The 15,922-nt window shown below is 27.3% G+C and carries 14 protein-coding genes; 12 read left to right on the forward strand and 2 right to left on the reverse strand.

The annotated features are described in order from the left end of the window. The first annotated feature begins 118 nt into the window (after nt 1-118). The 8 genes from asrA (at nt 119) to IC174_RS06865 (ending at nt 10,338) form a co-directional block, all read left to right on the forward strand. Complete coding sequence (asrA, locus tag IC174_RS06830; protein ID WP_227434906.1) at nt 119-1,126, forward strand: anaerobic sulfite reductase subunit AsrA; 1,008 nt, start codon at nt 119-121, stop codon at nt 1,124-1,126. Then, nucleotides 1,127-1,918, forward strand: a complete 792-nt coding sequence (gene asrB / locus IC174_RS06835; RefSeq protein ID WP_227482494.1) for an anaerobic sulfite reductase subunit AsrB — start codon at nt 1,127-1,129, stop codon at nt 1,916-1,918. Between the two features lie 12 nt (nt 1,919-1,930). Continuing rightward, entirely contained in the window at nt 1,931-2,902 is a 972-nt protein-coding gene (gene asrC / locus IC174_RS06840; RefSeq protein WP_227482495.1) for a sulfite reductase subunit C, read from the forward strand. Between the two features lie 56 nt (nt 2,903-2,958). After that, entirely contained in the window at nt 2,959-3,744 is a 786-nt protein-coding gene (locus IC174_RS06845; protein ID WP_227434902.1) for a formate/nitrite transporter family protein, read from the forward strand. Between the two features lie 262 nt (nt 3,745-4,006). Continuing rightward, nucleotides 4,007-6,025: an FUSC family protein gene (locus tag IC174_RS06850; protein WP_227434900.1), complete on the forward strand. Its 2,019-nt coding sequence runs from the start codon at nt 4,007-4,009 to the stop codon at nt 6,023-6,025. Nucleotides 6,026-6,250: 225 nt separating this feature from the next. Next, a complete protein-coding gene (locus tag IC174_RS06855; protein WP_227434899.1) occupies nt 6,251-7,108 on the forward strand; it encodes an alpha/beta hydrolase in 858 nt (285 codons plus the stop codon). A 97-nt stretch (nt 7,109-7,205) separates the two neighbouring features. Next, entirely contained in the window at nt 7,206-8,075 is an 870-nt protein-coding gene (locus tag IC174_RS06860) for a radical SAM protein (RefSeq protein WP_227434897.1), read from the forward strand. 262 nt (nt 8,076-8,337) lie between these two features. Continuing rightward, a complete protein-coding gene (locus tag IC174_RS06865; protein WP_227482496.1) occupies nt 8,338-10,338 on the forward strand; it encodes an FAD-dependent oxidoreductase in 2,001 nt (666 codons plus the stop codon). 225 nt (nt 10,339-10,563) lie between these two features. Here the strand turns inward: IC174_RS06865 and IC174_RS06870 are convergent, their stop codons facing one another. Then, nucleotides 10,564-11,196, reverse strand: a complete 633-nt coding sequence (locus IC174_RS06870) for a CatB-related O-acetyltransferase (RefSeq protein WP_227482497.1) — start codon at nt 11,194-11,196, stop codon at nt 10,564-10,566. Nucleotides 11,197-11,612: 416 nt separating this feature from the next. Here IC174_RS06870 and eis point away from each other — a divergent pair, with 416 nt between their 5' ends. Continuing rightward, on the forward strand, nt 11,613-12,824 hold the full coding sequence (gene eis / locus IC174_RS06875) for a GNAT family N-acetyltransferase (protein ID WP_227482498.1): 1,212 nt from the start codon (nt 11,613-11,615) through the stop codon (nt 12,822-12,824). A gap of 80 nt (nt 12,825-12,904) precedes the next feature. Here the strand turns inward: eis and IC174_RS06880 are convergent, their stop codons facing one another. After that, complete coding sequence (locus IC174_RS06880) at nt 12,905-13,813, reverse strand: LysR family transcriptional regulator (RefSeq protein WP_227434891.1); 909 nt, start codon at nt 13,811-13,813, stop codon at nt 12,905-12,907. 303 nt (nt 13,814-14,116) lie between these two features. Here IC174_RS06880 and aroD point away from each other — a divergent pair, with 303 nt between their 5' ends. From aroD to IC174_RS06895, 3 genes are all read left to right on the forward strand, one after another. Continuing rightward, nucleotides 14,117-14,884 (forward strand): type I 3-dehydroquinate dehydratase, encoded by a 768-nt coding sequence (gene aroD / locus IC174_RS06885; RefSeq protein ID WP_227482499.1) that lies wholly within the window; start codon nt 14,117-14,119, stop codon nt 14,882-14,884. A gap of 20 nt (nt 14,885-14,904) precedes the next feature. Further along, the gene (locus IC174_RS21365; RefSeq protein WP_227434955.1) at nt 14,905-14,982 is read left to right on the forward strand and encodes a GTP-binding protein; all 78 of its coding nucleotides are present in this window, start codon (nt 14,905-14,907) and stop codon (nt 14,980-14,982) included. Nucleotides 14,983-15,335: 353 nt separating this feature from the next. After that, nucleotides 15,336-15,902, forward strand: coding sequence for a beta-class carbonic anhydrase (locus IC174_RS06895; RefSeq protein WP_227434884.1), 567 nt, complete (start codon nt 15,336-15,338; stop codon nt 15,900-15,902). Nucleotides 15,903-15,922: the final 20 nt, after the last annotated feature.

Consider the following 15,922-nt stretch of genomic DNA (forward strand, 5'->3'; position numbering starts at 1 on the left):
TATTTTTTTTATTATTTTTAAAACTGTGATAATTATCACAGAAGTATCTAAAAGAAAGTGTTAAGATTTAAACAAGATAATAAGTAAGCAAAACTAAAATATAAGAAAGGTGATAAAAATGAAATTAAAATTAGATTCATCCAAATTCAATGAAGGTCTGAATTTCCTAAAAAAAGACTACAAAATATTTGCACCAGTCATAATGCCATTTAAAGGTACTTTTTCAGATACGGACATGATAAGATACAAGGAAGTAAATACTTTTGAAGAAATGGAATTTGCTCAAAAATCAAACTTTTCACCAAAAGAAGTAGTGCTTCCTATTAATCAAGTCTTATTTTACTTTACTGAAAAAGAATTTAAGGAAAGCGATTTAGACAATAAAAAGATTTTAATTTTTCTAAGAGCTTGTGACATAAATGGAATAAAGAGACTTGATGAAATATATTTAAATAATGGAGAAGAAAAAGATTATTTTTATAAACATATTAGAGAAAAAATAAAATTTGCACTTGTAGGATGTAAAGAGAGTTTTAGAAATTGTTTTTGTGTAAGTATGGATTCTAATAAAACTGATAACTATTCACTTGGATTGAATATAGAAGGAGAAACATTGTACTTAGACATAAAAGACAATGAATTTGAAGTATTTAATGGAGAGCCATCAGAATTTGATGTTAGTCATGTAACAGAAAATTTAATTTCTATAGATATACCAGAAAATATTGATTCTAATGAGATAATAGGAAATCCAATATGGGATGAATATGACACAAGATGTATTGGATGTGGAAGATGTAATTTTGTATGTCCAACATGCTCATGCTTTACAATGCAGGATATTTTTTATAAGGAAAATGAAAATGTAGGTGAAAGAAGAAGAGTTTGGGCTTCATGTCAAGTAGATGGATATACAGACATAGCAGGTGGAAATTCTTTCAGAAAAAAACAAGGAGAAAGAATGAGATTTAAAACTATGCATAAAATAAATGATTTCAAAAAAAGATTTGGATATAACATGTGTGTTGGATGTGGAAGATGTGATGATGCATGTCCACAATATATATCATTTTCAAAATGTATAGAAAAAATAAATGATTTAGTAACTAGTAAGGAGGAGATATAAATGAACTCATATATACCAGTAAGTGCAAAAATACTAGACATAGTTAAACATACTGATAAAGAATGGACATTCAAAGTGAATTGTGATACAAAAGGGGTTCTGCCTGGAAAATTCTATGAAATATCTATACCTAAATATGGTGAAAGTCCAATATCAGTATCAGGATATGGAGAAGATTATATTGATTTTACAATAAGAAATGTAGGTAAAGTTACTAGTGAATTATTCAATTACAAAGAAGGAGATTCGTTTTTTATAAGAGGACCTTATGGAAATGGATTTGATGCATCTTTATATGAAGGAAGAGAAATCGTAGTAGTAGCAGGAGGAAGTGCATTAGCTCCTGTAAGAGGAATAGTTGAATATTTTTATAATAATAAAGATAAGTGTGAAAAGTTTAAATTAATAGTTGGATTTAAATCACCAAAAGATGTTCTATTTGCAGAGGACTTAAAAAGATGGAGTGAAAAATTGGATATTTTAGTTACTGTGGATGGAGCTGATGAGGGTTATAGTGGAAATGTAGGATTAGTAACAAAATATATTCCAAATTTAGATATAAAAGATATAAATAATACTTCTGCAATTGTAGTTGGACCTCCAATGATGATGAAATTTACAGTAGGAGAGTTTTTAAAAAGAGATTTAGACGAAAAAAATATTTGGGTTTCTTATGAAAGAAAAATGTGTTGTGGAATAGGAAAATGTGGACACTGTAAGATGGATGATACTTATATATGTTTAGATGGACCAGTATTTGATTATTCATATGCTAAAAATCTTATTGATTAGGGGGTGGAGTTTGTGATAAGAGATTTAAATACTAAAAAAGTAATGAAAAATGCTTATAGAATTACAAAAACAAAATATAAAACTTCTTTAAGAGTTAGAGTGCCAGGAGGTCTTATTGACCCTGAAAGTTTAATCACAGTTTCTAGGATTGCAAATGAATATGGTAATGGTCAGATACACATAACTACAAGACAGGGATTTGAAATCTTAGGAATAGATATGGAATATATGGAAGAAATAAATAATATCATACAACCTGTTATTGAAAAGATGAATATAAATCAAAGTGAGAAAAATGCAGGTTATCCAGCAGCAGGTACGAGAAACATAGCTGCATGTATAGGTAATAAAGTCTGTCCAAAAGCGCAGTATAATACAACTGAATTTGCAAAAAAAATAGAAAAAGCAATTTTTCCAAATGACTTACATTTTAAAGTGGCATTGACTGGATGTCCGAATGACTGTATAAAAGCTAGAATGAATGACTTTGGAATTATAGGAATGACCTTACCACTATATGAAAAAGATAGATGTGTGAATTGTGGAGCGTGTGTAAAAAAATGTTCAAAACTATCTGTTGGAGCATTAAAAACAGAAAATAATAAAGTAGTAAGAGATGGAGATAAATGCATAGGTTGTGGAGAATGTGTACTAAATTGCCCAACAAATGCATGGACTAGAGATGAAAAAAAATACTATAGATTAGCTATAATGGGTAGAACAGGTAAGAAAAATCCAAGACTAGCAGAAGATTTTCTTTTATGGGCAGATGAAGACAACATAATAAAAATAATACTTAATACTTACAAATATGTAGAGCAATATATAGATAAAGATGCACCAGGAGGGAAAGAGCATATAGGATATATAATTGACAGGACTGGATTCATGGAATTTAAAAAATGGGCACTTGAAGGTGTACAATTTGAAGAGATAACTAAAGTACATGAAAATATATACTGGAGTGGTGTTAAATATCTATAAGTAATAAAAAAATATATTTAAATAAATTATAAATTTAATAGAAGGAAGAGGGAATTATGCATAAAGAAACTTTGGATAAATTGACTAACGCAGCTATAAATAAAATAAATTTATTAAATACAAGTAAGATAAAATATTTAGTGTCTTCTGCTTTTGCAGGACTTTATGTAGGTATCGGTATACTTTTGATATTTACTATTGGAGGGATTTTGACAGATGCAGGTTCTCCTATGACAAAGATAATGATGGGGTTATCGTTTGCAGTAGCACTTAGTTTAGTTGTAATGACAGGAACAGAGCTGTTTACTGGAAATAATATGGTAATGTCTGTAGGTATGCTAAATAAAGGGGTAAGTATAAAAGATACTTCTAAAATATGGATATACAGTTGGGTAGGAAATTTAATAGGAGCTTTAATTTTAGGTATAATGTTTGTAGGAACTGGTTTAGTAGATAAAGGTCCTGTAGCAGAATTTTTTGCAAACACAGCAGCAGCCAAGGCATCTATGCCATTTATGTCTCTTTTCTTTAGGGGAGTTTTGTGTAATATTTTAGTTTGTGTCTCAGTTTTATGTTCATTTAGAACTAACAATGATAGTGCAAAAATAATTATGATATTCCTATGTTTATTTGCTTTCATAACAACAGGGTTTGAACATAGTGTAGCGAATATGACAATCTATAGTGTTTCATTATTTTCTCCAACAATTCAAACAGTTAGTATTGGAGGAGCTATTTATAATTTAGTAGCAGTAACACTTGGAAACATTGTTGGAGGAGCTTTATTTATGGGACTTGGTACTTACATACTAGGTAAAGAAAAAATTAAACAAGTTTGCTAGATAAATCTTACAACGCCCTCAATAAGTACAAAGATTGTATTATTGAGAGCGTTGTTTTTAATTTTAAAAAAATATTTGAAAAAAAAACGTATGCTGGCATATGAATATATATGTTATATATGATTATAAAGTTCGTTAACATATGAATTAAAATTAGAATTATAAATAGAAAAATTAGAATCCTCACGTAGAAAAGACGATTTTGAATACGATAATAAGTGTGATAAAATTGACTTTGTTGAAATTTTTAAGGAGGTATTTGATGACAAAAAAATTAATAATATCAAAAACTAAATTGTTTATTTTTATAATAGCATTTATATCTGCATTTATAGCTTTATTTGGAAGTAAAAATACACTTATAGGTGTGGCTATAGTAACAGCTATGCTAATGCTTTTGGAAAGGGATTTAACTATTTCTCCAATTAAAAATTTACTGAAATACTTGATAATAAACGTAACATTAGGAGTATTATCGTTTTTTGCAGTACAAAATATGTATTTAGGAATTTTATTAAATTTTATAGCATTATTTATAATAGGATATTTATTTAGTTATGACTTGAAAAGGGCTGTATATGTACCTTTTGGTCTTATGTATATATTTATGATAAGTATACCTGTAGGATTAAGCGAATTTCCTATAAGATTATCGGCTTTAGCTAGTGGTTCACTTGTCATAATGATTGCTCAATTTGTTATGAATAGAAATAGAATGAAAAAAATTGGTGACAAAGAATTAATATCTATATGTGATGAGTTGTTGGAAAAAATAAATCTTTTAAAAAATATTATTAACAGTGATAATTCTGTAAATAAGTCTAATATGAGAAAAATAGATAGTTGTAATTACACAATAAATTCTATATCAAAAGGTCTTAAAATGGTTATATTTGATAATAGAAAAGATGATTTTTTTATTAGTATTAAAGGAATGGATATAATAAATATCTTATTTTCATTAGAAAGAATAAGTTTAATCTTAGATAGATATAAAATAGATACTAAGGAATTTGAGGATGAAGACATAAAAAATATGCTAAAAGAAAGTAGTACAAATAGTAAAGAAGATGTTTTAGTTGTAGTATCTAAAGAAGTAAATTATATCAAGATGTGCTTAGAAAATAAAGATAAGATAACTGATAAAGAAATACTTGGATTTAGAGATTATGTTGTCGCTCAAGATACTAAAAATATAAATTTGAAAGAAATTTATAGTGCTTTAGAAAATCTATATGAATTTTTATTAGAGTACAAAAAGGTAAAATCAAAAGAGGAAAAAAGAGTTGAAAGAAAAATAAAGATACCACGTGAATTTAAAAGAATATCAATATATAAACAACATTTTAATTTAAAATCTATAAGATTTTCTTATGCAATAAAAATCGCTTTGGCTGCAGCAATCTCAGGTTTTATTATGGATTATTTTCACTTAAAAGATGGAAGATGGATAATGTTAACTGTGTTTTCATTAACGCAACCTTATGCAGAGAACTGTTTGCAGAAATCCAGAAAAAGAATAGAAGGTACACTAGTAGGAGCGGTAATATTTATTGTTTCATTTTCAATAATAAAAGATAATACATTAAGGTCATTAATAGTACTTTTAGCAGGATACATAAACTCATATGTAGTTGATTATAGAAAACTGATAGTGTGTGTAACTGTTTCAGCCCTTGGTTCGGCAGCAGTTATGGGAGACCCTAATGTTTTAACTATGAGTAGAATTTCATATGTAGTATTAGGTGCAATTATTGCATTAATAATAAATAAATTTGTTTTACCATATGATGCAAAAATGGGGTATCAGCATGTTATAGATGTGTATAAAGGTATAGTTAAAAATATAATTAATGAAGTTAATAAATCTATTGAAAATTCAACCAATGTTCATTATATAAAGAATCTATTATTAGTGCCATCACTTATTGAAGATAGACTTATGCTGATAAATACTATATACAAAGATGAACATCAAGATGATTTCTTAGAAAATCAACAATTACTAATAAGTAATATGTACAATTTATATATAAATGTCAAAAAGAATAATATTAGAGATGAAGATGTAGAAAGAATATTGAGAGATACTAGTTATATTTCAAATTATGATGCTGATAAATATGATGAAGGAAGAAGTGTAATTTTAGATAGTATTGAAAGTACAGTAAGTTTAGGTGATAAAATAATTTGTCTAAATTTACTTCAAACCTTAAATGGTGTAAAAGAAATGTATAGAATAAGTAATATCAGTAAAATGTTAGTGCAAGAAGTTGCATAGTTTTCTAATCTAATTAAATTATATAAAAAGTCATAGCTTTAAAATAAAGTATATGACTTTTTCTTTTATACAATGTTAACAGAAAATAGTATATTAAAAACAAAAACCATATATTTATGAATTTTGTGTGAAAAAGGTTAAAATATTGATTTTTTTCATTGGTTGAAAAAATAATTTACTTAGGATAAACTATAATAGTATTCAAATATTATGGGGGTTAGATTTATGAGTAAAGATGTAAAGGTAAAGCGCAATAAGAAATATGATACATTTAGTATAACTATGGAACTTGAAAGACCTTTACTTTATGATGAGGTTGAAAACGAAGATGATAAAAATGATAATAGAAAATTTAATATAAAAAAGAAAATATTCATGGGAATAGGTATACTGTTTGTATTGATTCTGCTTAGTTTTTTCATATGGATAAACAAAACATATGAACCTCAAAAACTAGCAAAAGAAGCATTAGTTAGCAATAGTAAAGTTGAGGTAACCATAAATGAAAATATTTCATTTACACCGAAGGGTAGAAAAGTTTCTAAAGGTCTAATTTTTTATCCAGGAGCTAAAGTAGAAATTGAATCATATGCACCACTTGCAAGAAAAATAGCAGAAAGTGGATATGAAGTGGTAATTGCAAAAATGCCACTTAATCTAGCTATACTTGGAACTAATAAAGCACAGAAAATTATGGATTCTTACAATAATATAGAACATTGGGTAATAGGAGGTCACTCATTGGGTGGAGTTGTTGCATCTAATTTTGCACGTGACAATAAATTAATTGATGGAGTTGTGTTTTTATCTTCCTATCCAATGGGCAATGAACTAAAACAGCTAGGTAAAAAGGTTATATCTATATGGGGAAGTAAAGATGGAGTAGTTAATTTTAAAAATCTTATAGAAGCAAAAGAAAAACTTCCTGATGATACAACTTATGTTGAAATTGAAGGGGGAAATCATGCACAATTTGGAGATTATGGAAAACAAAAGGGAGACAATGATGCTATTATAAGTCAAGAAAAACAGCTTAAGATTACTGCAAATAGTATTATTAAATTTTTAAATAATATATCTTAAACAAAAGCTTGAAGTTTATAATATATATAAAGTATTATTTTAAGTAAATATTATTAATATAATAAAATTAAGAGTTGATTAAAAGGGGGATTTTAATATGGAATATGATATGCCACTTTATAGACCGCCAAGTGAGGCTTATAGTCTTATAATACAAGTTACACTAGGATGTTCTCATAATAAATGTACATTTTGTAGTATGTACAAATCAAAGAAATTTAAAATAAAACCATTAGAAGTAATAAAAAATGAAATTGATATATTTAGAAGACATTATAAAAATGTAGACAGAATATTTTTAGCAGATGGAGACGCATTGATAATACCAATGGAAAAACTAAGAGATATAATATTGTATATAAAAGAAGTTTTTCCAGAGTGTGAAAGAATTACTCTATATGGCTCTCCTAAGTCTATAGAGAAAAAAACTGATGATGAACTTAAAGAGTTAAAAAAACTTGGTGTTAAGATGATTTATCTAGGGCTTGAGAGTGGAAATGATGAGGTATTAGAAGATATTAAAAAGGGATTTAATAGTGAACAACTTATAAAAGTTGGTAGAAAAGTTAAGCAAAATGGTATTAAATTATCAGCTACTGTAATAGCAGGTCTTGGAGGAACTAAAAAAACGAATCAACATGGAGTTGATACAGGAAAAATGCTAGGAGCAATTTCACCAGATTATGTAGGTGTATTGAGTTTAATGGTAGAACCTAATACTGAACTTTACGATTTGCTTCAATCAGGTGAATTTACAGTATTGGAAGATAAAGCTGTGCTACAAGAAATTAAAGAAATGATAAAAAATATAGATACCAATGAAAAAGTCGTATTTAGAAGTAATCATGCCTCAAATTATGTTAACCTAAAAGGAATATTACCTGAGGATAAACAACGTCTAATTGATGAGATAGATTATTATCTAAGTAACTTAAAATTAAAAAGAGAAGAGTATAGAAGACTGTAAAATTTAGCTATTCTTAATATATATGTGTAGATGTAAAATATTAAAATTATCTAGAGTTTAAGTAATCATGCTACATTAATAGTGTATCACTATTAATGTAGCATGATTTTTTTTGTTAAGAAACATAATCATAAAATTATAGAAAAAATCTATCAATAATGATAAAAATATGCACTGGTTTAATAGATTTCTACGCATTATAATAGAGACATAAATTTAAAACACAAAAACTATAAACATAAAAACGTGTGGAGGAATAGAAATGAAAATATATCAAAATATCTTTGAACCATTAACTATAAAAAGGATGAATGTAAAAAATAGAATAGTTATGCCACCAATGGGAACAAACTTTGGTGGAGAAAGTGGAGAATTTAAAGATGAACACATTAAATATTATGAACAAAGAGCTAAAGGTGGAACTGGACTTATAATTGTAGAAAATGCTTGTGTAGATTTTCCTTTAGGTTCTAATGGAACTACACAAATAAGAATAGACCATGACAGATACATACCTGCTTTATATAAGTTAACTGAGAGTCTACATAAACATGGTGCATGTGTAGCTATACAAATTAATCATTCAGGTGCTTCAGCTATGCCAGATAGAATAAATGGATTAACTCCAGTATCTTCTTCGAACATACCCTCAAAAAATGGAGGAACAATACCAAGAGAATTAAAGAAAGCAGAAATACTAGATATAGCTAAAAAATATGGAAAGGCAGCAAAAAGAGCTCAAATAGCTGGTTTTGATGCTATAGAGATACACGCTGGACACTCATATCTAATAAGTCAATTTTTATCCCCAATTTACAATAAGCGTACAGATGAATTTGGTGGAAGTCTTGAAAATAGAGCGAGATTTGCAAAACTAGTAATTGATAAAGTTAGAGACGAAGTAGGAGCCTTATTTCCTATATCTTTAAGGATAAGTGCTGATGAATTTATAGAGGGAGGAAATACTTTAGATGATACTTTAAAGCTTCTTGAATATTTAAATGAAGAAGTAGATATATATAATGTATCAGCAGCATTAAATGATTCTATACAATTTCAAATCGATACAATGACATTAGAAGATGGGTGGCGTTCATATATGTCTAAAGCAGTTAAAAAAAGATTTGGAAAAACAACAATAATAACTGGAAATATAAGGAATCCAGAGATAGCATCAAAAATACTTGAAAATAATGAAGCGGATTTTATAGGTATGGGAAGAGGCCTTATAGCTGACCCTAATTGGGCTGAAAAGGTAGAAAATGGAAAAGAAGATTCAATAAGAAAGTGTATTTCATGTAATATAGGATGTGCAGGTAATAGAATTGGAGCAAATAGACCTATAAGATGTACAGTAAATCCAGACTTAATAAATGGAGAAGAATATAAACAAAGAAAAGTAAATAAGACAACAAATGTGGTTGTTATAGGTGGAGGAACGGCTGGTCTCGAAGCCGCAGCCACAGCAGCAGAGGTGGGCTGTAATGTATTTTTATTAGAAGAAAAAGAAGATATAGGAGGGCTTGCTGAGACAATATCAACTTTTCCAGATAAAAGTAGAATAAATGATTTTCCAAAGTATTTAAAACAGAGAGTTAATAAATTAAAAAATTTAATTGTTTTTAAAAATACAAAGGCTGATATTAAATTTATAGAAAATTTAAAACCTGATATAATTATAAACGCTACAGGTTCAAAACCATTACTTCCACCAATAACTGGTTTGATGAATAGGATAGACCAAGAAAATGGAAAGGTGAGTTCAATATTTAAGCTATTTAATGATATAGAATATTTTAAAACAAAAGACTTAGAAAATAAGAAAGTAGTTGTTGTGGGTGGTGGAGCTGTTGGATTAGATGTTGTAGAATTTTTCTCAGAAAATAAGGCTAAAACTTCTATAGTTGAGATGTTACCAGTTGTGGGCAAAGATTTAGACCCTATAACAAAGGTGACAATGATGAAGATGTTAAAAGATTACAATGTTGATGTTTATACAAATACAGCATTATTGGAAGTTGAGGATGATAATTTTAAAGTTAAGAAGAATGAAGAAGAGTTCTTGCTAAATTTTGATTATGGATTTATATGTTTAGGAATGAAATCTAATAATCCAATTTTGAATAATTTAAAGAAATATTTTGAAGCTAAAAATGTGGAAGTTCTAAATATAGGAGATAGTAAAATAGCTAGAAGAATAATCGATGGAGTTAGAGAAGGAAGAAATATAATAACAACTTTAGAAAAGTTAAATCTTTTATGATAATAAATAATAGATATGATTTTAGAAAATTCGAATCTCTTGTAGAGAATAAATAATAAAAGTAAAGTAATTTTAGAAAAGTTAATTTATTTTTGTTTTATAACCTTAGTACTATTTTTAATTTTAATTATATCAAGTAGGACTATTGGCAATATAGTAGATTTAAGGGAATTCCTAAAAAGATTTCCCCTAAATCTCGTTTTAAGATAAATTAGTCATAAAATATTAAACTAATCTATCAATAGCTCCTGATTGAATGTGTTGAATACTTGATTGGATTTTTTCATATGACCAATCCCACCACTTAATTTTTAATAATTTTGAAATTATATCATCATTAAATCTTTTCTTTATAATTTTTGCAGGTATTCCTCCAACAGTAGAATATGGAGGGACATTATTAGTAACTACAGCTCTTGTTCCAATAATTGCTCCATCACCAATTTTTACACCTGGCATAATTACAGCATCATAGCCTATCCATACATCATTTCCAATTACAATATCACCCTTATTATCCCAAGCATCTGTTATATGATTTATGTCTAAATCCCATTCTTCATAAAAGATTGGAAATGTATAAGTAGAGAGTGATTTCACAGTGTGGTTTCCACTAGTCATTAAAAATTTTACATTACATGCAATTGAACAAAATTTTCCGATTATTAATTTATCATTGTTTATAGGATACTGATATAGTACATTATTTTTTTCAAAATCCCTTGGGTCATTATAAAAATCGTTATATATTGTATAGTCTCCAACTTTTATATTGTCTCTTGTAATCACATTTTTAAGATATATAGTTTGATAATCATTACTTCTTGGATATATTTTATCTGAATTTGGAATAGTCATGTTTAAATCTCTCCTTTATATTATGTTGTTTTCCTGACTATCCCATTATTACAATGCATCTCTTCACAGAATCACTCCTTATATATTACTTATTTATTCATAGTTTATTATTTTATTTTAAATAAAATATTTTTAACTAAATTGTATTTTATTACAATTGTCTATTTATTTGATTATATCAAAGTGATAAAAAATTACAAGTATTTAAGATATACTAAATATAAATCATTTTTTATTAAGTTAAATAATGCTATTATTGAATTAAACTTTAATTTTCAACAGTGATTTGACTAGAATATATTGGGTATGATAAAATTATGTTTATATAAATATTTATGTAGTATTTATGTAAATTTATTATCTATATTATATAAATAGATAGTATTTATATGTATTTATTTTTAGGAGGTTTTATTATGAGTCGACTAGAGAGACTCGAAATGAAGAAAGTAGAAACTAAGCATTTGCAACAATTCAATCAATTGTTACGTTATGTATTTCAAGTGACAAACCATGATTTACAACAAGTAGGTTGGGAGGAAAGAGAAATAACTCTTGCTAAACTACCTGTATTAAGACAAGCAGATGTATTTGGTTGGTTTGATGAGGATAAACTAGTATCTCAAATAGCTGTTTATCCATTTAAAATCAATATATTTGGTCAAGAATACGATATGGGTGGTCTTACTGGTGTTGGAACATATCCTGAATATTCTAATTTAGGTCTTATGGATAAATTGATGCGACAAGCATTAACAGATATGAGAGAAAGAAAGCAATCTATATCTTATTTATTTCCATACTCAATTCCATATTATCGTCGTAAGGGATGGGAAATAATATCAGATAAGATATCTTTTGAAATTAAAGATACTCAGTTGCCGAAACCTAAAGCGGTATCAGGAGAAGTTGAGCGTGTAAGTATAGAACACGAAGATGTCAGAAATGTTTATGAACGATTTTCTAAAAAGAGCCATGCATCTATGATTAGAAGTGAGTTGGCATGGGAAGAATACTGGCGTTGGGATTTAGATGACTTAACATGTGCAATTTATTATGATAAAAACCATGAAGCACAAGGTTATGTGTTATATTGGATTTCTGATGAAATATTCTATATTAAAGAAATGGTATTTGTAGAAGAAGAGGCACGTGCAGGATTATGGAATTTTATAAGTGCTCACTTTTCAATGATAAATAAAGTGGTTGGAAATACATATACAGATGAACCATTGGCATTTTTACTTGAAGATGGAGACATAGAAGAAAATATAAAACCATACTTTATGGGTAGAATTGTTGATATAGAACAATTTATAAATCAGTATCCATTTAAAGAACAAGAAAATGAAGTAAAGTTAGTATTTCAATTAAAAGACCCTTTATTAGATTGGAATACAGGAGTATTTACACTAAGTGTTTCTAAAGAAGGTAAAGGTATACTAACCTCTGGTGGTGATAAGTATGATTTGAAGCTTGATATACAAACACTTACAACTATGTTGCTTAGTTATAAAAGACCAACTTATCTTCATAGAATAAAAAGAATTATTTGTGATAAAGAAATAGTAGATTTATTAGAAAATCTTATTGAACGTGAAAATCCATATTTCTCAGATTATTTCTAATAAACTTTAATAAATTTTAAAATGTGTCTGGGATTGTACACAGAGTATTTACTCTGAAACAATCCCTTTTTAACTTGTTCTTATTCCATTTTATCAATTAGATTATTGTTTTTACTATAATTAATAACAAAGTTTCTAAAACTATTAACAGCAGGAGTTAAATATTTATTTTTCATTGTAGCTAAATATATGTATCTTTCATGTATAGGATTTGTTATTGATAAAACCTTTACATTAAAATATTTAAGAGCAAAAATATTTGGAACAACTGCTATACCATAGTTAATAGAAACTAAACCTGCGACAGCTGTATCTTCTTCTGTTTCACATACAATTTGTGGTTTTACATCAACTTTTTCAAAGAGCTTATCAATAATTGGTCTAACTCCACTATCTTCACTGAAAAATATAAAAGGATAATCCTTTGTATCCTTTAAGTCTACACTTTCATTTGAGGCTAAAGGATGGTTATATGGCACTATTACAACCAATTCTTCCTGAAGTATAGCTGTAAAATCTATGTTGGGTTCATTTGGAACAAAAGAGCAAAATGCTAAATCAAATTTTTCATCTTTTAAACTTTGGATAATCTTTTTAGTAGTACCTTGACCAAATGAAAATGAAATATTTTTATTTGACTCTTTTTCTAAAAACTTACCAAGTATATCTGGAATGAAGTAAGCTCCCAATGTATAAATAAATCCTAAGTCTATGACACCTTTTGATATACTCGTATATTCTCTAAGCTTTTTTTCTCCTCTTTCTAATTCACTCAATGCTTTATCAACATAAGTTAAAAAAAATTTACCATATTTAGTTAAACGAACATTTCTACCTTGTTTTTCAAATAAAAAAGTTCCCAGTTCTTTTTCAAGAGCAGATATAGCATGACTTAAGCTTGGTTGAGTTATAGACAATTGTGTAGCTGCTTTTGTATAGTGCTCAACTTTGGCTAAAACTCTAAAGTAATGCAAATGATTTAGGTTCATTGATATTCAATCCCTTCATAAGTAATAAAATTCGGGTTATTTCTACAAAATTATACCATATTATACCATAATTCATAGATTAATTCTATCAATATTAAGAATAATATGTATTTTATTAATAATAATTAAGTAATATAATGAAATTACAAGAAAGAGTGTAAAAAAATTAAATGTAAGTATATAAAATGAAGTACTACTGTAGAATTAGTATTGTTATGACTTATAGTATTTTTACGATATAATAATATTGTGATGTAAAGAATATAAAATCTGATAAAACTTCTATATGTGTGGAGGAGAAATATGAATAATATAGTACAAGTAAAAAATATTAGAATAGGAGAAGGTATACCTAAAATCTGTGTACCAATAGTTGGAAAAACTAAAGAAGAAATTATTGAAGAAGTTAATGACTTAAAGGAAATTTGTTTGGATGTTGTAGAATGGCGTGTTGATTTCTTTGAGAATGTAGAAAATATTCAACAAGTTAAAGAAGTTATTAATGAATTAAGAAAATATATACCAGATACACCTCTATTATTTACATTTAGAAGTATAAAAGAAGGTGGACAAAAATTAATATCAAAAGATTATTATACTATTTTAAATAAGGAAATCTCTAATACAGGATTAATAGACTTAATAGATGTAGAGCTATTTATGGGAGATGAAATTGTAAATGAAATAGTCGAGTTTGCTCATGAAAAAGAAGTGAAAGTAGTCATGTCGAATCATGATTTTAATAAAACTCCCAAAAAAGAAGAGATTATATCTCGTTTATGCAAAATGCAAAAACTAGGAGCAGACTTACCTAAAATAGCTGTTATGCCAAAAAATGAAAGAGATGTTCTAGTGTTGCTTACAGCTACAAATGAAATGGTTCAAGTTTATGCAGATAGACCAATAATAACTATGTCTATGGCAGGAATGGGAGTTATAAGTCGTTTGTGTGGGGAAATATTTGGCTCAGCATTGACTTTTGGAGCAGTTAAAAAGGTTTCTGCACCAGGTCAAATGTCAGTTGAAGAACTAAATTCAATACTATGCATATTACATAAAAGTATTAATTAGTTTAAAAGACTTGAGTATATATGATAAAGGTTGATGTTGTTTCAGGTTTTTTAGGAGTAGGAAAAACTACACTCATTAAAAAAATATTAAAGGCATAAGGTTTTGTAAATTCATTTGATGTATATTTAGAATTTAGCTATTCTTCTGGCAAAACTAATGTTTTTAAATATAGCGGAGTTAAGGATGGAAAAGTAACTATAATAGGATTAAATTTAGGTAATAAAGTTTTAAAAGAATTATTTAATTAAATAACAAAAATATATAATTCTAATTTTGATTATTAAAAGATTATTATAAGAGTCTTTACTAATATAACTAATATGTGAAATTATGGAAAAATAATAATTTTATAAAAATAGATGATAAATATAAATTAAATTATATATGTATATATTGTAGTCCAATAGTGATATAATAATATAAAAAATTTTTATAGAGAGTGAGATTACATATGCGAAGACTTGAAGAGATATTAGAGTACAATAAATCATTTGTAAAAAATAAAGAATATGAACAGTATGCAACCTCAAAACATCCAAATAAAAAAATAGTAGTCCTATCATGTATGGATACAAGATTAACTGAACTTTTACCTAAAGCCATGAATCTTAAAAATGGAGATGTTAAACTGATAAAAAATGCAGGTGCTACTATAATGCATCCATTTGGAAGTATTATGAGAAGTATTTTAGTTGCAATTTATGAATTTGATGTGGATGAAGTTATGGTTGTAGGACATCATGGATGTGGTATGTGCAATGTGGATACGGATAAATTACTAAATAAAATCTTAGATAGAGGAATATCAAATGATGTAATACTTACACTTCGTAGTGCAGGAATTGATACAAAACAATGGTTACATGGATTTGATTCAGCAGAGGATTCTGTAAAAGATAGTATTAATTTAATAAAAAATCATCCTTTAATTCCAGAGGGAATTGTTGTGCATGGGTTGATTATATCGCCAGAAACTGGAAAAATAGATGTTGTTGTAAATGGATATGAGGATAAATAATATATTTTTATAGTATATAA

Source organism: Clostridioides sp. ES-S-0001-03, assembly GCF_020676075.1.
In the GTDB taxonomy this organism is placed as follows: Bacteria; Bacillota; Clostridia; order Peptostreptococcales; family Peptostreptococcaceae; genus Clostridioides.